The sequence below is a fragment of the Vibrio sp. 10N.222.52.B7 genome (assembly GCF_041474275.1).
Classification (GTDB): Bacteria; Pseudomonadota; Gammaproteobacteria; order Enterobacterales; family Vibrionaceae; genus Vibrio; species Vibrio crassostreae_C.
Genome location: NZ_JBFRTU010000070.1, coordinates 1 through 25,338 on the forward strand (window position 1 = coordinate 1; position 25,338 = coordinate 25,338).

The 25,338-nt window shown below is 43.8% G+C and carries 17 protein-coding genes and 2 pseudogenes; 15 read left to right on the forward strand and 4 right to left on the reverse strand.

Annotated elements, in window-relative coordinates:
* Window positions 1–1,151, reverse strand: a 1,151-nt coding sequence (locus tag AB4512_RS17440) for a cadherin-like domain-containing protein (RefSeq protein ID WP_372153484.1), incomplete at its 3' end; no start/stop codon positions are given.
* 190 nt (window positions 1,152–1,341) lie between these two features.
* Between AB4512_RS17440 and AB4512_RS17445 the strand changes: the two genes are divergently transcribed.
* The 12 genes and pseudogenes from AB4512_RS17445 to AB4512_RS17500 form a co-directional block, all read left to right on the forward strand.
* On the forward strand, window positions 1,342–1,692 hold the full coding sequence (locus AB4512_RS17445) for a hypothetical protein (protein ID WP_017060458.1): 351 nt from the start codon (window positions 1,342–1,344) through the stop codon (window positions 1,690–1,692).
* Window positions 1,693–1,704: 12 nt separating this feature from the next.
* Window positions 1,705–3,054: an HlyD family type I secretion periplasmic adaptor subunit gene (locus tag AB4512_RS17450; RefSeq protein ID WP_017060459.1), complete on the forward strand. Its 1,350-nt coding sequence runs from the start codon at window positions 1,705–1,707 to the stop codon at window positions 3,052–3,054.
* Window positions 3,055–3,057: 3 nt separating this feature from the next.
* Window positions 3,058–5,289 (forward strand): response regulator, encoded by a 2,232-nt coding sequence (locus AB4512_RS17455; RefSeq protein WP_372175255.1) that lies wholly within the window; start codon window positions 3,058–3,060, stop codon window positions 5,287–5,289.
* Complete coding sequence (locus AB4512_RS17460; protein ID WP_372175256.1) at window positions 5,264–6,691, forward strand: TolC family protein; 1,428 nt, start codon at window positions 5,264–5,266, stop codon at window positions 6,689–6,691. Before AB4512_RS17455 ends, AB4512_RS17460 begins: the two co-directional genes overlap by 26 nt.
* Window positions 6,681–8,267, forward strand: coding sequence for an ABC transporter transmembrane domain-containing protein (locus AB4512_RS17465; RefSeq protein WP_372154628.1), 1,587 nt, complete (start codon window positions 6,681–6,683; stop codon window positions 8,265–8,267). Before AB4512_RS17460 ends, AB4512_RS17465 begins: the two co-directional genes overlap by 11 nt.
* Window positions 8,264–10,402 carry an ATP-binding cassette domain-containing protein gene (locus tag AB4512_RS17470; protein ID WP_102393126.1) on the forward strand — a complete coding sequence of 713 codons (2,139 nt, stop codon included), beginning with the start codon at window positions 8,264–8,266 and terminating at the stop codon, window positions 10,400–10,402. The genes AB4512_RS17465 and AB4512_RS17470 overlap by 4 nt, the downstream gene beginning before the upstream one ends.
* Window positions 10,403–10,510: 108 nt before the next feature.
* A complete protein-coding gene (locus AB4512_RS17475; RefSeq protein WP_017060464.1) occupies window positions 10,511–10,885 on the forward strand; it encodes a hypothetical protein in 375 nt (124 codons plus the stop codon).
* Between the two features lie 213 nt (window positions 10,886–11,098).
* Window positions 11,099–14,302: a response regulator gene (locus tag AB4512_RS17480; protein ID WP_372175257.1), complete on the forward strand. Its 3,204-nt coding sequence runs from the start codon at window positions 11,099–11,101 to the stop codon at window positions 14,300–14,302.
* Between the two features lie 10 nt (window positions 14,303–14,312).
* A complete protein-coding gene (locus AB4512_RS17485; protein ID WP_017060466.1) occupies window positions 14,313–14,789 on the forward strand; it encodes a hypothetical protein in 477 nt (158 codons plus the stop codon).
* 1 nt (window position 14,790) lies between these two features.
* Complete coding sequence (locus AB4512_RS17490; protein WP_372175258.1) at window positions 14,791–15,882, forward strand: sulfate ABC transporter permease; 1,092 nt, start codon at window positions 14,791–14,793, stop codon at window positions 15,880–15,882.
* A gap of 261 nt (window positions 15,883–16,143) precedes the next feature.
* A pseudogene (locus tag AB4512_RS17495) lies at window positions 16,144–16,421 on the forward strand (gamma-glutamyltransferase); the annotation flags it as partial.
* Window positions 16,417–16,629: pseudogene (locus AB4512_RS17500) on the forward strand (gamma-glutamyltransferase); the annotation flags it as partial. The pseudogenes AB4512_RS17495 and AB4512_RS17500, both read left to right, overlap by 5 nt.
* Window positions 16,630–16,776: 147 nt before the next feature.
* On the opposite strand, the gene AB4512_RS17505 reads toward AB4512_RS17500, so the two are convergent.
* Window positions 16,777–17,835, reverse strand: a complete 1,059-nt coding sequence (locus AB4512_RS17505) for a HEAT repeat domain-containing protein (protein WP_017060468.1) — start codon at window positions 17,833–17,835, stop codon at window positions 16,777–16,779.
* Between the two features lie 87 nt (window positions 17,836–17,922).
* Window positions 17,923–19,254: an anaerobic sulfatase maturase gene (locus AB4512_RS17510; protein ID WP_372175259.1), complete on the reverse strand. Its 1,332-nt coding sequence runs from the start codon at window positions 19,252–19,254 to the stop codon at window positions 17,923–17,925.
* 137 nt (window positions 19,255–19,391) lie between these two features.
* On the opposite strand from AB4512_RS17510, the gene AB4512_RS17515 reads away from it, so the two are divergent.
* The 3 genes from AB4512_RS17515 (at window position 19,392) to AB4512_RS17525 (ending at window position 23,958) form a co-directional block, all read left to right on the forward strand.
* Window positions 19,392–20,180 carry an SUMF1/EgtB/PvdO family nonheme iron enzyme gene (locus AB4512_RS17515; protein WP_017060470.1) on the forward strand — a complete coding sequence of 263 codons (789 nt, stop codon included), beginning with the start codon at window positions 19,392–19,394 and terminating at the stop codon, window positions 20,178–20,180.
* Between the two features lie 165 nt (window positions 20,181–20,345).
* On the forward strand, window positions 20,346–22,028 hold the full coding sequence (locus AB4512_RS17520; RefSeq protein WP_017069461.1) for an alkaline phosphatase family protein: 1,683 nt from the start codon (window positions 20,346–20,348) through the stop codon (window positions 22,026–22,028).
* A gap of 754 nt (window positions 22,029–22,782) precedes the next feature.
* Window positions 22,783–23,958 carry a threonine/serine exporter family protein gene (locus AB4512_RS17525; protein WP_372175260.1) on the forward strand — a complete coding sequence of 392 codons (1,176 nt, stop codon included), beginning with the start codon at window positions 22,783–22,785 and terminating at the stop codon, window positions 23,956–23,958.
* 312 nt (window positions 23,959–24,270) lie between these two features.
* Here AB4512_RS17525 and AB4512_RS17530 read toward each other — a convergent pair whose 3' ends face one another.
* A complete protein-coding gene (locus AB4512_RS17530) occupies window positions 24,271–25,254 on the reverse strand; it encodes a GTP-binding protein (RefSeq protein WP_372175261.1) in 984 nt (327 codons plus the stop codon).
* Window positions 25,255–25,338: the final 84 nt, after the last annotated feature.

A 25,338-nucleotide genomic window follows, 5' to 3' on the forward strand; every position in this document is an offset into this window, starting at 1 on the left:
CCATTGAAGTTTTCATTTGGCGCAAAGGTGTACGTACCGTTGCCATTGTCAGTAAGGATACCGTCGCCACCATCGTAGGTCACACCTTCAACCGTTAGGTTATCACCTTCAATGTCTGTCGCACCAGAAAGGAGGTCAGCGTCGGTGAATACAAGAGTTCCGTCTTCCTCGATTTCAAACGTTTTATCTTCAGGAACAGGCGCGTCATTAATCGGGCGTACCGTTAAATCAATTGCGCTGCTAATCGTTTCTTGGCCGTCACTGATGTCGAAAGTAAGGTCAAGTTCACCATTAAAATCAGCTGAAGGAACAACGGTGAAAGTACCATCACCATTGTCTTGAACTGTTGCATCATCACCAACTTGAACGTTAGAAGCAACAAGCTCGTCCCCATCTACATCACTTGCGTATTCGAGTAATTGTTCTTGAGTGAATGTTATGGAGCCATCTTCATCCATGATGTAAGCCAGATCTTGTTCAGCTTCTGGCGCATCATTTTCACTTTCCACTTTGATTTTAAACGTTTCGCTTACCGTTTCAGAATCAAAGTCATCCTCTACTTCGCTAATGGTCTCTTCGTCAGAAGCTTGAACATCAACTGCAAACGTCTCTTCTACTGTTTGTGAATCTAGCTCATCACCAACTTGTTGGTCACCCGACTCTGAAGATGTCGCACTCGGCGCTGCTGAAGTACGCGCAGCTTGGCCTTGTTCTTCATTACCTTCAGCGTCTACACCACCTGTCGCAGCCTCTGCGATATCACCACCTACAGCTTGTGCGCCCGCTCCAGCACCGCCACCACTGCCAGCAGCGTTATCCGAGCCAGCTTCAGAAGCGGCTCCACCAACTACATTGGATTGTGCAGCGTCTGAATCTCCATCACTTTCTGGCGTCTCTTCTTGCACAGCCGCACCAGAAGCAGAGGCATCTTCAGCATTACCTGCACCACTCGGATTTTCGTCTAAAGCCTGGTTAACTTCGTCTGCCGCATCCGCATTTTCAGCACCCGTCGCTATTGTCGACGCAATCGTGTTTTGTTGATTTTGTTGATTCTGCTGTTGGGAGGGCGTACCCGCGTCGTTCGTGTCCGTTTGTTCTACCGCGTCATTTAGATCTTCATTTTGGTTGTTTTGGTTATTTTCACCTGCCATTACAGCCTCCGTTGCTACTAGCTAACTGATCGTATTTATAGAGGCATTAAAGGACATCATTTTGAAAAACCAATTTTTTATACAACATTTTTCATAATTTCTTTTTAAAGAGAAAGAATCAAAAAAAATTTGAAAACTGCCTTTAAAGATCCTTAGTTATTGTGATTAAAGCAATTAAGGCAGTGGAGCGATGATAGACATGACGAATTTGTTGCGCTCGGTCGACAACAACCACAAAGGGCTGCAATTGCTATTAGGCGACTTTTACAATGACTTTTCTGACGCAGCCCTAAATATAGAAGCGCTTCATAACGGTAATCATTTTGATGAACTCAATAGTTACTCAAAACGATTGAAGACCATCTTAACGTTGCTTTGCGACCAAGACCTTCCGCCAAAAATGGCCAAATTGGAACACTTGAGTAGACACGAGTTTCCTGCGCCGGAAGATCTAATAGAGGATGTAAAAACTGAATTGCACAACGTCAATCGACAAATCAACCACTTGTTGGATATTAAGGAAGTAATAGATGGCAAGTAACCGAGGTCAGTCATGAGCAATAACCAAATAGAACATCACCTCAGAAAAGCACTTGTTTCCAATAACGAGGCTTCTAAGGTCACAGCTGATGACACTATTGTGCTTGCTAGTGCCATGACCAGCGTTCACAAAACGTTGCTCATTATATTCTTGCTCGCTTTGGTCGCTATCGCCGTGGCGTCACAAGCACGTATTGACATTGTTGTTTCTGTACGTGGAGAACTGCTATTGGAATCGGATGTTGAGAAAGTTCAACATTTAGAAGGCGGGATATTAGAAGAATTGTTAGTCAGAAAAGGGGAAGTCGTTTATGAGGGCCAACCTATCGCTCGAATACGCTCACTTGACCGTAACACTCAACTTGATACCGTCAATACTGAAATTATTCAGATAGAGCTCGATAAGATTCGTTATGAAAGCTTACGCGACATGATAGAGCCTAACTTCGATGCTTTCATTGAGAAATACCCTGAGCAAGTTCAGGTCAACATGAATACCTGGAGACAAGAATTCTCTAAAAACCGTTCAAATGAAGAACTCATTACACACGATATTAAGCACAAGAACTCGTTGATCAGTTCAATGTTAAAGCGTCGCAAAAGTTCAGAGAATCAACTCTCTCTGATACGTAAGCAGCTCAACATCAAAAACACCCTCTATAAAGAAGAGATGGCGTCTTATGTCGACGTTCTTAACATGAAAGTACAAGAGTCGAATATGGTGCGTGAGATTGAGAACCTTGACGAATCTGTGATGAATGAGCGTTTCCAACTCGACAAACTGGAAAAGCAACACCGTGACTTGGTTGAGAATCGAAACTCTGAGTACCAAGCACAAATCATTCAAGCGAACAAAGACCTCAAGCTAAAGCGAATCTTACAACCGCAGCATTCCGACAAGGTTGATCGCCTAGTCGTCTACTCGCCAGTCGATGGTGTGGTCGATAAACTTCACTTCAATTTCCGTTCTGCTGTGATTCCGCCAGGAGAAAGTATCGCCGATATTGCCCCAATAAATAATTCGTTACACGGTGAAGCGAAGATCCCACGTAAAGACATGGGATTTGTCGAAATTGGTCAGGCAGTGAAAGTAAAAATGGATACCTATAACTTTGCAAAATACGGGTTTGTTGAGGGAACCATCGCCTCAATCAGCCGTTCATCATACGAAGAAGAAGACGCTGAATTCTATTTAGCTGAGATTGAAATTGACCGAAACTTTCTTGAACGAGGAGGCACTCAATACAAGTTATCACCTTACATGGAGTTTACCGCTGATGTGAAAACAGGCTCGCGTCGCGTGATCGAATACGCTGCGAAACCGGTGATGTCAGCCATCGAGGATGCTTTCGATGAGAGATAATCAATGAGCGGTAAACCTTCGTACAATATTTCCATACCCGCCCTACGTCTAAGCATACTATTTAGCGTGGTATTGGCTGCGCTCGCTTTCTATTTATACTTTTCTTGGTCAAAAATAGATTCAGTCGCACAAGTGCAAAGCGCCCCACTGCTCATACAAGCCCAGAAGCTTAATCAGACCATAGAACAAGATATTCAAACTCTGCAACAGTGTTTAAGTACCAACACTTGCGGCACTAACGAATTCAACCTGGTTAACTTGAAGCTTGAAATTGATGAATTTCGCTCTTTAGCCTCGTTGAACAAAACCGAGTTCAGCTTGGTTGGGGCAACTGAATACACACAACTGGAATTGGCGATTAATCGTTTCTCCGATAGCGCAAAAACACGTAACGACGTATTAGGCTTGTACCTTTCATTGACCAATAACTATCTGCAGATGGACGACAACTATCGCACCATGTTTAACAACCATGCAAATGACTTAATGTCAGAAAAAAACGAGTTCTTTATCTGGTTGTTTATGGTGGTCGTGATATTGGCTGTGATTACGATTCTATCCAACTCAGTTGCTATGTTGAAGCTAAAGAAATCCAGTTCTAACGAACGCGAAATCGACTATGAATTCGATGCCCTGTATCAAGAGCTGAAGCAGCTAGATTTACAACGTCTTGAAGAGCTTCTTAATGAAGTTAGCATCAACCCCAAGCAGCGTCAGATTTACTCTCATCTCAAACTTATTTTCAGTAAATTAGAAGACCAAAAGCGCAATAACGATCTCTACAAACAGTTGTATGCGCTGATCGGTTATGAGATTCGCGGAATTACAAACACCATCAACGGTGGTGTCCAATATCTGGTTCAAGAAACCGATGAAAACGGCGTGTTGATGGCGAACGATATTACCTCTGCGTGTAGCACACTATCTGAGTTAGCAGAAAACTATAATCGCTTGATATCACAGGGTACGGAAAGCAAGTCGAAAGAGTTCTCTTTACTGAGCGTGTTATCTGAATTAATGATTCATATCAGTGCCAAAGTACAACGTAATGAAAGCCAACTTGACTGTTTTATCTCTGACAACTTACCGAATCGTGTTGCAGGCCAATCCACCAGCTTATTCTGGATACTGTTCCTTCAACTTTCTAACGCTATTCAACTCAAATCAAATAAGAAACTGTTTGTAACGATTGAATCGGGTGCGGCTTCAGACATGGAAAATACCCGTGTCACCATCAACCTCAACTTCTTATCAACACTGGATGTTTCTGTTGCCAAGCTCAACAAACTCCATTGGAGCGCACACAAAGACCATACAGCCAGCACAGATGACTTAGCGAAAAGCGTTCTGAAGGATTACGGATATTACGAGAGCCACTGGTTCCAGTCAGGGGCTCAGGAACGTTTTCAGATCGAGCTTGATCTTAAGGCTAAGAACTTCCACACAGAGAAAACTCGCTTTGATGGCAAGCGTTTACTCTTGTGTGCTAATACTCAAGTTCGCATCGATGTGATGAAGAAAATGCTCAGTAACTTGGGGCTTGATATCACCGAGATTCGCACTGCAAATGAGCTTTTCTCAGCGGCGAAAACGTTCGGTGATTACGATGCGATTATGCTCACCGATACCTTTGAACCCAACAAACTGCCCTCACTAAGTAAGACTGTGAAATCTCAGCTTAAGAACCACCCAAATACCAAGTTACTGTTGTCAGTGACCAACACTCAGCAAGCACAAGAGTGTCATAGCTTCGTCGACAAAATCATCAACGCCCCTGCTATCCCTTATGAGTTCATTCCAAACCTACTCACCATTATGGAAGCGGAAGCATCGGAAGAACAGATGGAGAACAGCTCATTCCTGATCGTAGAGGATGACCGAGTTCAGCAGATTTTACTGAAACGAATCTTGACCAAGCAAGAATACGAACCCGACATGGTTGGCGATGGCGCCGATGCTGTGAAGCACTTCATGAATAAGCGCTCTGACATCATCTTCATGGATTGCATCATGCCGGGGATGGGCGGCATCGAAGCAACAAAACGTATTCGCCAATTCGAACAACAAAACGAGAAAAACCCTTGTACCATCATAGGTGCAACCGCATTGACCAGCAGTAACGAACACCAGGCTTGTATTGAGGCCGGAATGGATTACGTGATCAGCAAACCTTATAAAAGCGACCAAATCATCAAGGTGATCAACAAGTATGTGGCGGTACAAAAACTTAACTAGCAGCATCATGGCTGCGCTTGTATTAAGCACGACACCTTCAGCATCGGCGACTACCCTGCTTGAAGCGGTAGAGCTCGGCCTGCAAAACAGCCTGTCTCTTCGCGCTAGTGATAAGGGCGTGGAAGAAAACGAGTACAACATTGGTATCAGTCGCTCTAAGTTTCTGCCTTCACTCAATGGTGCTGCCGATACCACATGGAACGAGAATGAAACCTTGCTATCGAGCGTACCCGATGAAACCTCTAGCTATAACTCAAACAGCTACAGCCTTTCGTTATCGCAATCCATATTCAACCTTGGTGACATTTTCAAATATGGGACAGCAAAGCTCGACTTCAATATCGAAGAGATTAAACACGAGAACAAAATCCAAAGCACTATTTCAGAAATCGGCTCTCAATACTTTGAGTATTTGAAAAACAACGCACAAATTAAAGCGACCAAGGTAGAGCTCAAATCGTCTGAAACGCGTGAACATCAAATGCGACGTAATGTAGAGCTAGGTAACACCGCAGCCAGTGAGCTGTACGAAGTAATTGCTCAGAAAGAAGGTGTGTCGAACCGATTAAGAACCTTGCAAAAAGATCGACGTGTCATTCTCAACGGGCTCTCTATTCAAGTTCAATACCCTATCACTCCGTCGCAAGACATATACGAAAGCGTACCGCTAAAAGAGATAAACGAAACCGAGCAACGGAAGATCATGGATCAGGCGTTAAAGCTGAATAACGACTTGTTGGTGGCAAAGAAAAACGTAGAGAGAAGCCGCAGAAGCTTAAAAGAGAGCGGTTCGAACTTCTTACCGACCGTGTCGCTTTCTGCCAGCTATCGACATGATGACACCAATAACTACAGCACGGCGAGTGATCCAACCCAAACTGGCGAAAGTAACTCAACCAGTGTTGGCTTAAACCTCGCCGTGCCTATCTTGTCAGGTGGCTCTGATTACTACGGCTATCAAAAATCATCGACGGCGATTGAACGTACTGAGCTGCTTTACCAAGATTCGCTTTACACCACACGTAACAGTGTGAATACCTCCGTGCTCAACATTAACGATTTCTCGCAGTCTATAAGCAGTTACGAAAACATCATTCGCGCCAACTACGCGTCTTATAAAGGGATCCAAAGAGCCTACCAATTGGGCACGCGTACTATCACCGACTTGCTGGCGGCGGAAAGTAAACTATTCAGCGCCTTAAGAGACTACGAAAGCGCACGATACGACTACATCATCGAGACCATCAAGCTTGAGCAAATTAAGGGAATACTCTCAATTCAATCTATCGAAAGCGTGATGCAATTAATGAGCGATATTGAGGGACGAGACAATCAAGATTTGGTGCCTAAACATCTTCTCTCAACGGAGTCGTTGAGGAAAGGAGGTCGCAATGCAAACTGAGCAGTTTTCGCAAAAGATCAACATGGCAGATAAGTGTTATCTGACTTTCTCAACGATAATATCGACCCTGTTTGGTTTGGTACTGCCCTTCTCCATTCTGATCATTTTTGACCGAGTGTTACCCAACCAAGCACAAGATACTCTGTTCTTATTGTTCGCGATTATCTTGATTTCTATCTTCCTCGACTATCACTTAAAAAATCAGGAAGAGAAGATTTCCTCTGTCATCATGAGGCAGTTTGAGACCAACTTAACCAATAAGGTATTTCAATCCATCTGTTTGGCGGAAATCTCTAAGTTCCGACGTTTGGAGCCAGGCGAATACCTAGAACGAATCTCAACCATTCCTGAATTGAAAACCTTCTTTGGTGGCGAATCGGTTCGAGCGCTTATCAACCTTGCCGTCAGCGTGATCACTATCCTCATCATAGGACTCATCAACATATGGGCTGGCATTACCCTTCTGATTGCCTCTGTCATCTTGGCTATTTTTGCGTGGAGCCTTTCCAAACAAAAGATTGGTAGTTTGCAGAATAAGTCAGACATCGAAGGGTTAACTACCTCCAAAATCATTGAGATCATCTCTAGCCCGCTTGATATCAAAGCTCGAAATATGGAATACCGCGTTGAAAGCCTGATGACACAAATGGTCGAAGAGCGTGAAGTGGAGAACATCAAATATGAGCAAATCGAGTCGAACTTTGGCTTGATTTTGGCGCTCATCCAACAGCTATCCATTGCTTGCGTTGTTGTGGTCTTGGCGACTGCCGTAATCAATATGGAATCGAGTCAAGGCATCATGGCCGCGATCATCATGCTAACCAACCGTTACTTTGCGCCATATCAACAGGTAATGAGAACCGCGAGCCGCTGGGAGTTAAACAAACTCCATATCCAACGTATCGCTGACCTCCTTGAATTGGCCGCCTCTGTTGAACACCAACATGAAACAACAGAAGTTGAACGTATTTCGGTTAAGTATTCTGAAAAGCAGCGTATCGAGTTCGAACTCGGACAAGCCTATTTGCTGACAGGGAAAAGTGGTTCAGGTAAGACCCACCTCGCTAACTGTATTACGCGTCAGAACAGTGATAGCAAACTCGATATCATGATTAACGACACGCCTTTGGATGACGTCAATTACAACGTTTGGCGTAACAGTGTTCTGATGGTTGATAAGACCAGTTCGTTCGTAGAAGGGACGATTATCGATAACCTGACCTGTTTCCGACCAAGCTTGAATAACACGGCGTTTGCACTGTGTGAAACCATGAACATCAAAGCGCAAATTGATGGGCTTCCTGCCGGGTTTTATACAGAACTCAAAGGCCATATGCGTAACCCATTCTCTCGCCAAGTTGGCTACGCCTTATTATTAGTTCGTGCCCTGCTCGCCAGTAAGCGTGTATTGATATTCGATGACATCGACTGTGTGTTTGATGAGGAATTTGCGAGAGTCGTTCTCACCAGTACGGCTTATCGCGCCAATGACAAAATATTGATCATCGCCAGCAATAAAATGGACAAACTTAATCACCGCCTCAAACGCGTAAAACTTACCGGAGGTGACCAATGAGTATCCTAGTTGACTTCAATAATGTGCCGCAACGTGTCTTGGATTTTGAATCTAGTGGATACGACGAACGTTACAGTCAATCGCCACTTATTCGTGGTTTGGCCTACACCCTGATAGCACTCGAATGGGAAGGCACACCCGCAATACTCAGCGATGCTTTTATTCCAAAACCCAAAGATGGCGACAGCTTTACAGCAACCATAGAGCGCCTTGGATATCGCTGTGATGTTACTAAACTAAAGACACTCGAGAATATCGATAAGCACCCACACCCATGCTTTATTGAAATAGAGAATCTAAGTGCGATTTTCTTAGGCACCAAAGATGGAAAGTTGCTGCTGTTTGATTACACGAACAACAACACCATTGAATACCCAATGTGTAAAAAGCCCTGCTTGCTGATTGCGATTAGCGAATATTCTCGTCTGTTCCGCGAACCACCTCCGGAATCGCAAGACAGAAGTAATTGGATTAAATACGCTTTCTATCGTTATAACAATGAACTTAAAAGCCTGATCATTCTCAGCTTCGTCATCAGTATTCTCGGTGCATTGCAGCCATTCTTTATTATGAGTGTATATAACTTCGCACTGACTTCGAGCTCCGAAGCCACACTCTATTGGCTAACCTTATTCGCCATTATTGTCGGCTTCTCTGAATACTTTTTTAAGAAAATGCGGGTCAACATTATTGCGACCTCCGGTAAAGACCTCGCCGTGCACATCTCGCAAGCCGTTATATCTAAATTGCTTTGGCTACCTTATGCGATGACATCTACAGCTGGGGTCTCTTCTCAGTTAGCGCGTTTGAAAGATATCGATACCTTCCGACGCTTGGTGACCGCAGAATCAACGCTTAGCTATTTTGATATGCCGTTTGTGATTGTATTTATCATCGCCATTGCTCTGATGTCTGGTACAGCGGCATTGGTGGTGATGGGCGGCTTAATACTGATGTTAGTGTTCTGTATTTACTCGCGCTATATCTACTCGCAAGCCACATCCAAAAGTTCGCGTGCCAATGCGATGGTTTCGTATCAATGGAATGAAATTCTTCGTGGTATCAAGACTATCCAAGGCCTGCCTTTACTTCGTGTCGTTCAATCTCGATTCAGCGCATCGCATATGCAAAGCACCAGCGATGCAGAGAACGTTGCCGTGACTAACAGTAAGATTCAGGCCGCTGGTGGCAGTTTGATTCAAGTGATTGGTACAGCAAGTATCGTGACCGCGGTAATCGGCGTGATGGAAGGTACTTCTGATGCGGGTGCCATGCTCGCAACCGTTATTTTGGTTTGGAAAGCGTTAGGCCCAATCATGGGTATCTATAACTCAATTTCCAAGTTCCAATCGATCAAGGCTTCATCAGCACAGATAAACAACCTGATGTCGATGAATGACGACAAATTGACCTTAGAAAAAAGCCCACCTATTCGCCTGTTCCAAGGAAGCATTGTGGGCAGCGGAGTCAGTCACCGATATGCAGGAGCCGCAACGGGTTTAACTAACTTGGGGTTCAAAATCCCACCCAGTGCCAAAGTGGTCATTTGTGGCCCTACGGGCTGCGGTAAAACCACCTTAATTTCAATCATTGCTGGGTTAGAAGACCGCTATCAAGGCGCTGTATCTGTCGATGGTTACAACATTAAACAGTTCAATAGCTACCGTTATCGCACGTCGATTAACTACATCCCTTTCAATTTGCATATTTTTGAAGGCTCACTTGAGACCAACTTCATTTTACACAACGGACTGATTCCAACAGACAAGATGCAAGAGATGATCAGCTTCTTCGAATTAGATGAATGGCTTCCGGAAGGCTTGGCTACTCAGTTAAGCGTGGATAAATGCAAAAGTCTTCCGAATGGAATTCAACAAAAACTGCGTCTGGTACTTGGCCTAGGTAACTGTGAGCAATCTCTGATTATTATTGATGAACCGTTCAACGGTGCAGAGCAAGAAAACGCTCAATACTTTAATCGCCTGTTCTCCGATAAATTGTTGAATAAGACCGTGATTTTTTCGACTAACGACCCTGGTTTGATCGCAACATCAAACATGAGTTTAGTGTTAGAGCCGGATGGAAATTTGAAATATTTTGGCTTAACAGACAAATACTTAAACAGCTTAAGCTAAAACCTCAACGCTTAATCACAATTCGCTATTTAGGGAAATGGATATAATTGACAAATTCATAAGCGAGAGGGATGATTCGCCCCAATACCACAGGTAACAAGGAAGAATATGTACACATTCGTTGCAGACAAGCTTGATGTAGCTTACTTATCCGCAATTCCTGAAAACCACCAACTTCAGGAGTGCGATGTACCTGAAGAAGAGATGGAGCTTCGAGAGATCGTTGAGGTTTGGTATGAGTCTGCCTTCCTACCCGCTTTCAATCTTCAGAAAATAGACATTGAGAACAAAGCAGAGCTCACCATCGTACAAATGCACGTATTCAGCAATGATACGAGCACACTCGCCTTCCTACTAAAAAACAGAGTGTATCGCGCCGCACTTAACAGAATGCTCGGTATTTGGACATTAGAACCCTCTGCAAAAACCGTATTAGAGCAACTTCTTTTCGAATTAAGCCTCGATAACAATCGTCCTCATTAGTAAGCTTTTTAAGTGATTCATCAATAAGCATAAAATTAAACAAACTGCCAAACGCTATAAATTACTAATAAAAGAACGCATTTCAAAATAAGCTCTGGAATCACAAGAACTTATACCTCTCCCACACTTACGTAAAATTTACCGTTTCAAAGTTTCCATATCGGCATTTTTATTCTACTGTTTTTATATAACGACAGTTGGATGGATCCTTATATGGCGATTACGGTTTGGAATAACCTTTCAGTCAAACATAAACTCTTTGGCTTAGTTCTACTTCCCATTTCATTATTACTCTTCCTAGCAGGTAGACAGGCTTATATATTAACGACTCAGTTAACCGATTTTGAACGAACCAATCAGTTATCTGTCTATCTTCAAGATATTTCTATTTTGTATAGAAGTACCTTAGCCTCTAGCCCTGAAGAGTTTGCTACTCAAAGCAACCAAGTAAAGGCAGAACTTAAAAACCTGTCTCCCATCATTTTTTTAGACGCATCTGGTGAAATGAATCAACTTGTTGCCGATTTCAGCGAAGCGACCTTATCGACGATGCAAGTGACTGACACTTACGATAAATTGGATGCCCTCGAATGGCAGAGCGATTTATACAAGCAACTGTTACTTGAAGTAGAGAAAGTCCCTTTTGAAAACACTAAACGTGAAATTCAACAGCACCTCACTGCCCTTCAACAACTTGAGTGGTTGATGTTTTGGTCGAACGAAGAGTTCAAGCTTGGTAGTTCACTGATTGAGATCTTCCAAATCAGCCAAGAGTACGACCCAGAACTCGCCGAACAGATCAAAACCTTGAGTGAAAGACAGCAATTGTTCTTAGAGCGCTTTGTTTCATTGAACGCCAACGAACATCAAGTTTCTTTGATGGTTGAAGTGTTTCGAAATGATGTGTTCGCTCAAAGCCAAGAGATAAGAAGCGCGCTACTCGACCTAAATACAATCAGCCAACTGACGCCACAAGAAGTGTCTGTCGGCTTAGAAGCGATGAGCGCACGGCTCAACTTATTACAAAGCCTTGGCGGCGTAATCAAGCAAGAGTTTCAACAAGAAGTTGAGCAAGCCATCTATGACGCGCAAATACAACGAACCCTGTTTATTTCAATCGTCGCTTTGCTGGCAGCGATTGTTATGGGTTTAACTCTTAGCTTGGCGAGACAAGTCACTAACAACCTTAATTTGGTGTTAGCTTTCTTAAAAAGCGAAAATGATGACACGCGCCCTTCTTTAGATAAATTAATCCAAGGTAAAGATGAACTCAGTCTGTTTGCTCAGCAAGTTGAACGATTGACCATCGAACGAGAGCTCGCGAAAGAGAGATTGACGGTAGCAAAAGAAGACGCAGAGAGAGCCAAAGAGGATGCCGAACACGCGAAAGACAACGCAATACAAGCCAGCAAAGCAAAAAGTAGCTTCTTGGCCAACATGTCTCATGAAATTCGCACCCCGCTCAATGGTGTTATTGGTATTTCGGAAATCCTCGCAGATACGCCGCTCACACCCACACAGCGTGATTATGTGGATACGATTGAAACTTCATCCCAACTGCTCCTTAGCTTAATCAACGATATCTTAGACTTCTCTAAAATTGAGTCTGGCATGCTATTAATCAGCCCGCATTCTGCATCGATTAGAGAATCGATATACGACATCGCCTCTATTGTGGCACCAAAAGCGAAAGAACAAAAAATATCGGTTAACGTTGATATCAGCCCAGACACACCAGCTCGCGTGATGATCGACGATCACCGCTTAAGACAAATCCTAATGAACTTTATGTCGAATGCAGTGAAGTTTACGGCAGAAGGTGGCGTCACATTATCAATCCAAACGCTCGAACAATCTGACGATAATGTCACCATTCGATTTGCCGTTCGCGACACAGGTATTGGTATCGATTCAAAGCAACAAAAACAAATATTTGAACCCTTCGCTCAAGAGGATGATTCAACAACCAGACAATTCGGTGGTACCGGTCTTGGCCTAGCCATCAGTACACAGTTGGTAGAGCTGATGGGTGGTCAAATTCAACTCGACTCCGTCAAAGGTGAAGGAAGCTGTTTCTACTTCGACTTGGTATTGCCTGTTGACTTGATACTGCCAAAACCAAGTACAGCAACGGCTGATATTTATGTGCTGGGTAACGAAAACATGCTCTCCGAGCGAATAGAGTCCGACCTTAACCTTTATGGTTTGAAGGTTACCGATAAAACGAATGATATAACGGCAATTACAGAGCAGCTCTCCACTCAAAAACACACTAAACCTATTACTGTTGTTTTCGCCGAAGATGACGCATTCCTAGCTAATACCCACGCAGATAACTTAGAAAAGCTGCACCAAAACGGCATCACTATCTGTTTGATACGTTCCTTCTTAAGTGAGCCAGCGGATCTTGGTGACAGCGTTACTGCACAAGTCGCACAGCCCCTACTCGGCTTGCGTTTAATTAAAGCTATTGAGCTTTGTGATACACGAGGTTTGGCGGAACTATCAGAAGCAAGCCAGACATCAGTCGAGATCCAACACAAAATCCTCATCGTTGAAGACAACAAGATCAACCAAAAAATTGCTGGTCTTCATGTCGGTAAAAGTGGTTTTGAATTCGAGTTCGCTAATAATGGTCAAGAAGCTGTGGACATGTTCACCGCTAATCCTCATTACGCGGTGATACTCATGGACTGCATGATGCCGGTTATGGATGGCTTTGATGCAACAAGCAACATCCGAAGAATTGAAAAAGAAACAGAAGCGACGCGACGCATCCCTATCATTGCATTGACCGCCAGTGTCATCGATGACGATATTCAGAGGTGTTTCGACGTTGGTATGGATGACTATGTACCAAAACCATTCAAGTTCGAAATGCTTAAAGAGAAAGTACTCACCGCGGTAGAAGCTATGCCACTACCAGCTTCCTATAAAGCTCAACCTAAGAAACAACCTGCAACTGTCACTCCAATTATCAACGGGGCTGCGACCAAACGTACTTTGCCTGAAGAAGCGGAACAAAACGCAATTCCGAGCAAATCAGAGAGAATCTTGCTAGTCGAAGACAACCGCGTCAATCAAAAAGTAGCTTCTATCATGCTGAAGAAGGCCGGATATGCCTTTGAAATTGCAGACAACGGACAAATTGCCGTTGATATGTACCAGAACGACAGTAGCTTCGACATTATTTTGATGGATTGCATGATGCCTGTTATGGACGGTTTCACGGCAACTAAGGAGATTCGAGAACACGAGAAAAACCAAGGCTTAAGCAAAACTCCTATTATCGCGTTAACCGCTAGTGTTATCGATGATGATATTCAAAAGTGCTTTGATTCCGGAATGGATGGATACGTAGCGAAGCCCGTAAGAAAAGAAAAGCTATTCCATCAAATAGAAAGTGCGACTTGTTAGGAGATACCTCATGGATTGGATTAGAACAATAAAAACACTTCCCCGCAGAGTCATGTTGCCAGTCGCGGTAGGGCTATTAGGAAGCTTGCTTTTTCTAAGCCCTGCTCACGCCGCTGAAGATTATGCCATATTTTCTTTAGACTCCGGATTTGAAGAGATATCAATAAACAAAGCGCGAAAGCTCTATAGAGGGAAAACTAAGCACCTCAATGGCAAACGTGTTGAACTGTCTGATTGGCCTGAGAACAGTGCCGAAAGAGAGGACTTTTATCAGCTTTTGCTTGGAAAAAATGCCGCTCAAATGAATGCACACTGGGCTGGTTTATCTTTTTCAGGAAAAGCGCGTTATCCAAGAGAAATCAAAACGGCGTCAACCGACAGCTTAGTCGACTGGCTTGATGACAAACCAAACCGTATTGGTTACTCCCCACTCTCTTCGGTTCCTCAAAATGCCAACGTTCTCTACGTTATAAGTTCGGAGAAATAATATGAAAAGAATAATTACGTCAGTGTTATGTGCCTCAATGGCCTCTCCGGCTTTTGCGAATATCGAACTTACCGATAATTTATCCTTGAGTGGCTTTGGCTCAACGTCTTGGGCAACATCGGATAACGATAATCCATTAATCATCAACCGCGGTTTTACTGATGAGAGCTGTTACGACTGTGATACCACATTTGGTGTTCAACTCGATTACTTCTACAACTCATTCAAAGCTTCCGTGCAAGTTGTCAAGCCACCCCAATATGATTGGAGTGAGCCGCAGCTAGAGTGGGCTTACTTAGGTTATGAATTTAATGACTTTGATGTCAGCATTGGTCGATTACGACTGCCACTGTTCCTTGCCTCTGAGTACTACTATGTAGGCCAAGCCTATATGACCGCGAGGCCACCTACAGAGGTGTATAACAGCGTTCTCGGAATCACAGCTTTCAATGGCATAAAAGTGAGCTGGACTCACGATGTCAGTGACGAAGCTACTCTTTTACTTACTCCGTTTATCGGCATAAAAGATAAAAATGACGTAGATTTCGACTCGACTACAAAACTGGAATTTGAAACCAATCGAATGTTCGGTGCCAACTTACAATTAAGTGGAGAGGATTATCGTTGGAATTTATCTTTCTTAGATTCAAATTTCGATCAGACAGCTTCCGGCCTTACTTCGGTCCCTGGAATTCCTATTTTGGTTCCCTACCGACAAGAAAAAGAGAACCAGCACATCCAACTTTGGTCGTTAGGTGCCGAGTATGAATTTGGTCAGGTTGTACTTGCCAGTGAAGGACAAATCAGTGACGTTTCTTCATCTATGTACGCAAGTCTTGGTTACCACTTAGGGTCATTCACTCCTTATGTCGTTTATGGTGCACAATTTGACGACCATGAGCATTTAAACGGAAACAGTTATTTAGTCGGAGTTGATTACGATGTGCTGCCAAACGTTTCTATCAATGGTGAAGTGCAATATTTTGAAGCTCGTAAAGCAAACGGGGCGTTTGTCGAAGACTTCTATCCACAGGGCACCTTTGATGATAAAGACGCCGTGCTTTACACCATCATGTTGAGTTTCGTTTTCTAATAATGCGTAAAAATCATCGTCAATAGAATTAAAAGCCCAAACTAATCAAACAGTCTGGGCTTTTTTATGTCTTTGAATTGTCATGCTTAACAAGCCATAACATTGGTCTTAACTATCCTTTAATACAGAAACATTTAGGTGATTTGGCGATTAATGTCAGAGCCGTCAATATTGTGTAAGAAGGCTGCAAACTCACGAACTTCACTACCTTAATTTGGTCAACCTAAAAGCGAATAAACAGATACCTTAAACGGAGAACGCATGCGAATAGCTACTTTATCTTTAAGTTTGGTTTCAGCGGTCGGTTTCGCGGCTGAGCCAAATCCTTTTCCAATTACGCCAGACGAAACTGGCGAAGAGTTTATGGTAAGTGCAACAAATCCATACGTAAGCAGCACTGGGTATTCGATACTCAAAAAAGGCGGTAATGCAGTCGATGCAATGGTGGCGATGCAGATGACAATGTCGGTGGTTGAACGGATATGACTGGGATTGGCGGCGGTACTTTTGCGCTGTTTTACCAAAAAGACAAAGACCAAGATTGATCGCACCAAACCTTACGACCCAACGGGTTTGCTCGTCGAAAAGAAAACCTACGCCGAAATGTTAGTACCAAAGTTCATGCAGCTCGGTTATCCGGTGCATGTCATTCCAGTCGTCAGTGGCTTGAATGCCATTGAAGTCAAAGATGGCAAGATCTATGGCGCGACCGACAGACGCCGTGCATCAAGCTCTATGGGTGAATAATAAAACGAAATGGGCAAGTAACAGGCTTGCCCTTATTTTGTCTTTAGTTGCTTGAACCTCGTCTAAGCAGTTCATGGATGCGAAAAAGCCAGTCGAACGTGTCGACTGGCTTTTCATTATAGGCTTCGCTAATTACTCATTAGGATATTATGAGCTTGGCGCTACTCGTTTATCTTTCAACTGATCAATAACATAGTCAGGAGCTACTTTACCTAGCTCACCTAAGCAATCATCGGTCTTTTCATTTCCGTAGCGCACATAGATATCGCATACCGCGTATAGCTGCTCTGGAGAACCAGAGATCAAATATGCTTTCTCGAACGATTTAGTCGACTTGTCGATATCCAACTCTTCTTGTAATACCCCATTTAGGTACCAGTAGTAGCTGTTATCTTTCGCTAGCTTCGCAGCCACTTCAATCTCTTTGGCTGCCGCAGTTTTGTCTTCAAGGCGAACCAGAGTCAACGATTTCGAATAATGCAGAGCGGCGTTGTTTGGCACGCTCTCCAAACCACGATCTAATACTTCGACTGCTTGCTTATCTTTGTTCTGAGCTCGAAAATTATCTGCGTAGCTCAACCAAACTTGCGCTTCTTTTGGATGCGTATTGATCAGCTCTAGATAAACCGTTTCCGCCTTATCCCAGTCATTGTGCCAACGAAGCACATCAGCAAACAGTAATTGGTACTTTTCAGATTCTTGCGTTTCCAAGAAGCTAATAAGCTCTATGACTGGTGGTTCAATTTGTGCTTTCTGCTCGTCATCCAATGCATTGAAGTCACGGACTAGGTTTGACGTTGCCGTATGGCGAACCATGGTATCGCTGTCTTTTAGCAAGGGGGAAACTAACGCCCAGCGATGTTCAAGTTGGTAAGGTTCAGAACCGATAACCGCCGCTTCACGAACTTCAGGGTTTTGATCTTTTAAGCCTCTTGCCACCGCCACCAGCGCATTTTGGCTTGGATATGAAGCAAGCTCTTGCAGTGCACCAGTACGATTTTCAACAGATTGATTCTGATCTTGTGCCATGTAAGACAACTGTTGAATGCGGGTTTGAGTGTCCGTCATTTCAAGCACTTGATTGATATTTTGTGCTGGCGCGTCAACCGTTTGTTGAACGCTATTCGCAGCCATCGCAGACGTTGAAATTAATGCGGACGTTGAAATCAATAAAGCAACAGCCGTCGCTAAACTCTTCTTCATCATAGTATTACCTTAAACTGGAGAACTTAGCCTGTCCTTAGACTCGTATCTGATTAAATTTATCTTGGACCTGTTGATCCAAAGAACGAGTTAAAACTTGGTCTCGAACGTAGCTTGTTGCGCCTGTTTTGCTCGATGCGCCATCAATACTGAGTCGCTGAATTTACCATGAGCAACCGGATGCCCCATCGCGCGAGCGATGTACGCCATCGACTTATCGACATGAGAAAAGAACTTATGCCAACCTGCACATAAGTAGTTCAAGCCCGGTTCGCCTGCACGAGTTTTGATAAAGCGGTTCTTAGGGCACTCACCATGACAAGCGAACTTGTAATCACACTGCTGACATTGACTGGTCAGTGTGCGGGATTTAGCAAAACCAAACTTTTGCTGTGGTGCGCTGTACGCCAAATCATCAAGTTTCTCGTGATGAATATTGCCAATTTTGTACTCAGGGTAAACATAGTGGTCGCATGAGAAAACATCGCCATTTGGCTCCATTGCCAAACCCTTTCCGCATATCTCGTTCAAGGTACACAATGGGTTCGGACGCCCAATCCACGTTTCTAAACTTGCTTCGAAATATTGAACGAACACTTTTCCGATATCGTGTTTCGCCCACTCATCAAACACAGCAATCAGGAAGTTACCCCACGCCAGATCTGACACACACCATGATTCCATGATTGAATCTTTATGACCCGGGATCAGGCGCTTGTCACCCTGCTTCAATTGCTCGCTCACTTGAGAGGTTTGCGGTGCAACCGTTCTAAAGGTTTTTTGCTCAACGATAGGGATAAACTGCATTTGTGGCGACTTCACCACATCACGTAAGAATCGGTACACTTCTAGTGCATTTTGACTGGTCAGGTTGTTCACGCAGGTTAACGTCGCGAATTTCACTTGGTGCTTGTGCAACAGCTCAACAGCCGCCATCACTTGTTTGAACGTACCACGACCGGCTCGGTTAGTACGGTAGGCGTTATGCAGCATCTCTGGGCCATCAATACTTAAGCCGACCAAGAAGTTATTCTTTGCTAAGAACTGTCCCCAATCGTCATTCAGTAACGTGCCATTGGTTTGTAAGTCGTTTGAAATCAATACACCTTCAGGTTGGTACTTCTTCTGTAGTTCAACCACACGTTCAAAATAGGCCAAACCAAGCATGGTAGGTTCACCACCCTGCCATGAGAAGATAATTTCCGGCGTATTCTGGCCTTCGATGTATTGTCGGATATACGTCTCTAACGTTTCATCATCCATTCTTGGAGAACTGCCTTTCTTGTACTCCAACAAATCTTGCTTACTTAGGTAGTAACAATATTTACAGTCAATGTTGCATGCTGCGCCAATCGGCTTAGCCATGACATGCAAGCGCTTAGACGCTTTACCGTTATATTGTGTACCTTGAGTAATATGCATGATTTACCTACCTATTTTAGTATTCTGGACCCATCATAATTCCTATTCGAACAGGTGACATGTTATACCCTTTATAACCAATAGGAATGACCTTAAACGTTAGAATTAGACCCTATTTCGAACATCTGAGGCACGTGATGAAATTTCTTAATTACAAACAGTTAGCAACAATTAGCAGCGTCACCATGACTATCCTTCTGAGTGGCTGTGCAAGCGTGCCTACACACCCCATCGCCCAACAAATTGACCAAGAGATGGTGTTGGTTGAAGGCGGCACATTCACCATGGGGTCGAACGGTCCAGAAGCGACCAAAGCAGAGCGTCCTGCACGTAATGTAACTGTAGATAGTTTCTATATTGCGAAGTTTGAGGTGACTCAAGAATTGTTCGAATCGGTGATGGGTTCATCTCTCAGTTATTTCCAAAACCCACAAGTTCCGGTCAATAACCTTAGTTGGCAGCAAGCAAACTATTTTGTTGAGCAGTTGAATGAATTAACGGGTGAAGAATACCGTCTGCCTACTGAAGCTGAATGGGAATTTGCAGCCAAAGGTGGCAATAAAAGTAAAGGCTATACTTACAGTGGTTCCAATAACTTAGATGATGTTGCGTGGTACTCAGCAAATTCTAAAAATAGCGCACATCCAGTCGGGCTAAAGAAACCAAATGAACTAGGCTTATATGACATGACAGGAAACGTGGGCGAGTTTGTTATCGATGCCTTCGATGACACCTTCTACCGATTCGGTCCAACAGACAACCCTAACAACGCAAAACACAGCGACGTCGGTTTATCACACAAATCGGTTCGCGGTGGCAGCTTTGCTTATGACGAAAATGAATCTGAAAGTTACCGTCGTGACTTCGCAAGCCAATCGATCACTATGTCAGATATGGGGCTGCGTTTAGTTAAGGATGTGAACTAGCTAACGAAGCGAACTAACTAAAGATGCCGAAGGTTATGGTTCACTAATCGTCACCAACAATACTAAAAATACGATTCGCACTGCACACACGTTACAAATCTGGCCAAACGTTGGAAACCTGACCAAACATTAGAACTCAGCGGCAACAGTGAATAAGGAAACTCTATGCAATACACCAAGCTTTCAGGACTAACCCTCGCGTTACTCTGCGCTCTCCCAGCTTCAGCTGAGGAAAAGCCAAATCTAGTCCTTCAAATCACGGTAGATGGCCTGCGCGCAGATCTAATCGAACGATATAAGCACAACTTCGGTGAAGGCGGTTTCCGGTACTTAATGGATGATGGTACCTACTACACCAACGCAAACTACCAACATGGCAACACGGAAACGATCGTGGGCCATGTGTCGCTTGCAACAGGTGCTCCACCGAGCGTACACGGCATGGTAGGTAACGTTTGGTATGACCGTAGCGAAGAACGTTTGGTGTATAACGTAGAAGACGGTAACTACCAAATGCTGACCTCTGGTGCAGGTGTCGATAAAGCAACAGAGATCGACCCAACGCAGAAGACAGCACAAGGCGATGGCCGCTCTCCAGAGCCAATACTCTCCACCACGTTTGGTGACGAACTGACGATTTCCAATAGTGGCAAATCAAAAGTATTCGGTGTATCAGTGAAAGACCGCGGCGCAATCTCATTGGCAGGACACAGTGGTAAAGCCTTCTGGTTCTCCAAAGCACAATCGGAGTTTGTCACCAGTAACTATTACTATGACGAGTATCCAGATTGGGTATCACGCTGGAACGAGAAAGCGATTGCTGCTCAGTATTCCAAACAGAAATGGGAGCTCTCATTACCGCGTGATAAGTACACGTTGCAAGAACACGATACCGAACACAAAGTGAAACTCGGTGACTTCCAACGCACCTTCCCTCATCCTTATGGCCCGGCAAGTTACAAGTACTACAGCACAACGCTAACCGTCAGCCCTGCTGGTGACGAAATCACGGAAAACTTCGCTAGCACCTTGTTGATGCAAGAGAAGCTTGGCCAAGGCGACGTGACCGATTATCTGTCAGTGAGTTTCTCATCAAATGACTACGTGGTGCACCTTTACGGCCCTGAAAGCCTAGAAACAGAAGACAACCTTATCCGACTTGATAAGACTCTCGCTAAGCTTTTCAAAACCGTGGATAACCAAGTCGGGCTAGAAAACACATTGATTGTGCTGTCTGCCGACCACGGTGTACCTGAATCTTCACCTGCGGCAAATGCGCTTGGTTTCAATCAAGCTCAATACTTCAATAAAGACACACTACTCTCGAGTGGTGTTGAGAAACGATTGAAGGATGAATTTGGTTTAACCAAAGACGCGATTCGCTTGTACGCACAACCTTACATCTATCTGAATCATGATCTGATCGCTGAGAAGAAGCTTGATCTGGCTAAGGTCCAAGAAGCTATTGCGGATGAAATTGCAAAAGTGAAAGGTGTTGCGTTTGCTGTATCAAGTAGTGACATTGCGGCTAACCGAGTACCGGATACGCATGTGATGCAGCTAATTAAAAACAACTACCACCCTGCTCGTTCTGGCGACGTGTACGTAGTATTTGCACCGCGCAGCTACATTAACGACATGGAAGGCCTCCAAATTGCCTCTACACATGGTTCTCCGTGGAAATACGACACTCATGTGCCTGTGATCTTTGCAGGCTACGACGTTGAAGCTAAGAAGGTATCGCGACCAGTGACGCCATATGACATTGCGCCAACGCTTTCGAACAAACTGGGTATCACCCAACCAAGCGGGTCAATCGGAGAAGTGCTGCAAGAGATCACTGAGTAGACTCAATCTCTAAGGTTTCGTGAGCTAGATTTCGAATCCAGCACCCACTCAATAAAAGAGCCGTTTATCTGTTTCTGACTCACTAGGTCGAACCTCTTTTTTAGCCCAACTTTCTGCTCTTAAACCTTATCGACTGTATCCGCCCCATGAACCCACGGGACGATATTGTTAATACGTGAGCGCCGCAATCACACTGTTAGCGCTAAGGAACCTTTGAAACCGTCATCAAAGCTCACTCATAATAAGCTATTATTTACAGTAGATTTCGGTTAATTTTCCAAAGGCCATTATGAAAAACAAACTGAGTTTAGCAATTCAAGCATACTGCAACTGGATTGATTCAAACATTATTGAAATTGCTTATGTCGGTTCCATTCTAGTTGTGATTCTAACGCTCATCATCAATCTTATTTAGGCTTCCATTTCCTAAATATTAGTTTCCTTTACTCATTACCGAGCTTTTCTAAAAGCCTCAGAGTTAAATCAATCACCTCATGGATTTGGAGTTTTACGCCTTCAAATAGCTGCGTGAGCGGATCTATTTTTGAGGTTGCAGCTTCAACAATGACTGATTTACCTCAACGATAAACTGATAACCTCTCATTCAATGAATCCTATCTTTTTAACCATTGCCTTGTTCGTTTGTAGGAGCCCGTCCTCTATACACGACTATTGGTTACGCTTGAATGAGGATACTATTGAATTAGAATGCCCCTCAAACATATATCGCCTTGGTTATTGAGAAACAAACAGAATGAAACAAACAAATCATATCGAACAATGCCAGCAAGAAATTTTGAGCTTTTCGGACCGATTACATCAATCTGGTTGTGCGCCTTACTCGGTAGCTCAATACACTCAAGCTTATGCAAAACGCCAGAACATTGATGTCTCTATTGATGTGACCCCGACAAAAGTCATCACTATTTTTGATCAACCCACGCAAAAAGTCGTGATGGAAAACAAAAAACCACCCTCGGTTAACTTACGTGATTTAGTCGCAACGCTTAAAGGGTTTTCGACTCATTCCCATTACGAAGGTTCAGAAACCTACTCGAATCGTACCTTGTGCTTTGCCAATTTATTGCTTCCGCCATGTTATTTAATGTTAGTTGGCAGTACTTATCTGGCGGTCGGTTTATCCATTATTCTGGGCGCTATAGCCTGGCTAGCACAAATTTTCCTGACTGGGCCAAGAAGCATTCTTGTCGAGTTCTTTGTCGCCTTAGTAGCCAGTTTTTTAACCGGTATGATAGCGGCACAGGTTCCCGGCTTACCAACATTGGCACTGTGCATTTCTTCCATTGTCCTTTTTATTCCTGGGTTAACCGTCACCAACGGCTTAGCCAGTCTTGCTCTCAATGACTTTCGGTCAGGTATCGAACTGCTTGCACAAAGCGCACTCATAGTAATGAAAATATTCATCGGCATTGTTATGGGGTTAGGCTTAGCCAACATAATCAATCAACCATTATCGGTACCGGTATTTATTGATGAAATCCCATTCGTTCTTCATGTCACCGCACTGATCGGGATTTCTGTCGCTATTGGCCTTATTTTCAACGCAAGTATGACAGAAATTCTCTTAGGCCTTCCTGTCGCGGCAATTGGCATGTGGGGGCCACATTGGTTTACTTCCGATTGGGTTGTAGGTACATGGGTAAGCACAATACTCATTACGCTTTACGGGTTGGGGATGGGAAAATTGCGTCACGTTCCACCACTCATATACATTATTCAAGGGATCATCATTCTTGTCCCCGGTAGTCGAATCATTGTCGGAGCAAGTGAGTCCTTCTTTGCGACCTCCATTTTACCCATTCCGAATATTGGTCTGTCCGCCTTGCTGATGTTTGGCGCGATTATGGCGGGACAAATCATGGTTTATTCTATATTTAGTCGTCATTTTGATTCCATCATTGAGGACTAACCATCGAGCTAACAATCGCTGATCAACACGCCCCAATAACCCACGATTGAGTCTTTATCTGCTTTTTGACGTTAAACGATTCTGAGAAGGTACTGATGAACAGAGTCTCGAAAATCGATAAGACTATTTTGTTTCAGATGGCGAGGGGAATGAGCAATATGGATTTGGAAAAACCGAATAGAATCGAAATTAGCCAATAATTCAATAAGATAAGGATGCTTAGGATGAGTCAATGCAAAGTAGGCAGAGGTAAGCTAGGGATAGGCAAGCGCTAGGTTGATAGGCTTGCCATCTACTCCATTTCCGTTCTAACTACGCCACCAGTGCGTTCAGTTTTTTACGCATACTCTCTTTATCAAGGCCACCTTTAGGTCCAATGAAGACTAACCGTGACGAACGAGATTCATCATCTTCCCATGCATCTCCAACCGTCACATTGGCTCGCTGACCCGTGCACTGAAATACACAGCGATGATCAGGACGATCGGTTAAATTTAAAATACCTTTCATGCGATAAGCATCAATTGAAAACTGTTGCAGTAGAGGATACAAACTTTGTAGATTAAGCGGTTTATCAGTTTCAAAGCTGAATGTTTCGAAATCATGGTTCACGTGATGACAGTGCTCATCATGACAATCATGGTGCTGGCATTCCTTTTGATCAGCCGCTATTTTGTTAGTGACAAAGCGCGTACTTTCAGGGGCATCAAATAAGATAGGTAAATCCACTTCGCCGAATGAAATATCAATCAATTTAGCAAACGGAGCTTGTACTCGGCACCATGCTTTGACTTGCTCTAGTTTATCAGCATCGACTAGGTCAACTTTATTAACCAGAACAATGTCAGCCACTTGAATTTGCTGCTTCGACAACGTCTCCATTGGGCCTTCTAGCCCTAAAATGTTTTCCGCATCGATCGTCGTCACGATTGCATTTAAAGGTGCGTGTGCTTGCAGTTCCGGATCTTCAAATTGAAGTGCCACTTCTTTGGGTTCTGCGATACCTGAAGTTTCAACAATAATATGGTCTGGGCGTTCCTCTAATGCGAGTAAACGCATTACCGAAACGACTAGTCCTTCTGCAAGGTTACAACAGATACAGCCATTCTCTAGGCTGATCATATTTTCACTTTCAGATTTAACTAACTCCGCATCAACATTGATTGATCCAAAATCATTGACGATCACAGCCATGCGCATTCCATTTGCATTGGTTAATATATGGTTTAGTAGGGTCGTTTTCCCTGCTCCTAAAAATCCGGCTAAAATTGTTACTGGAATAGGCTTCTTGCTCATAGCATGCTCTCTTTCGATTTTCGTTGTCTATATTTACTCGGTAAGCAATAAAAAAGGTTGAGCTAATGCCCAACCTTTTAAGTC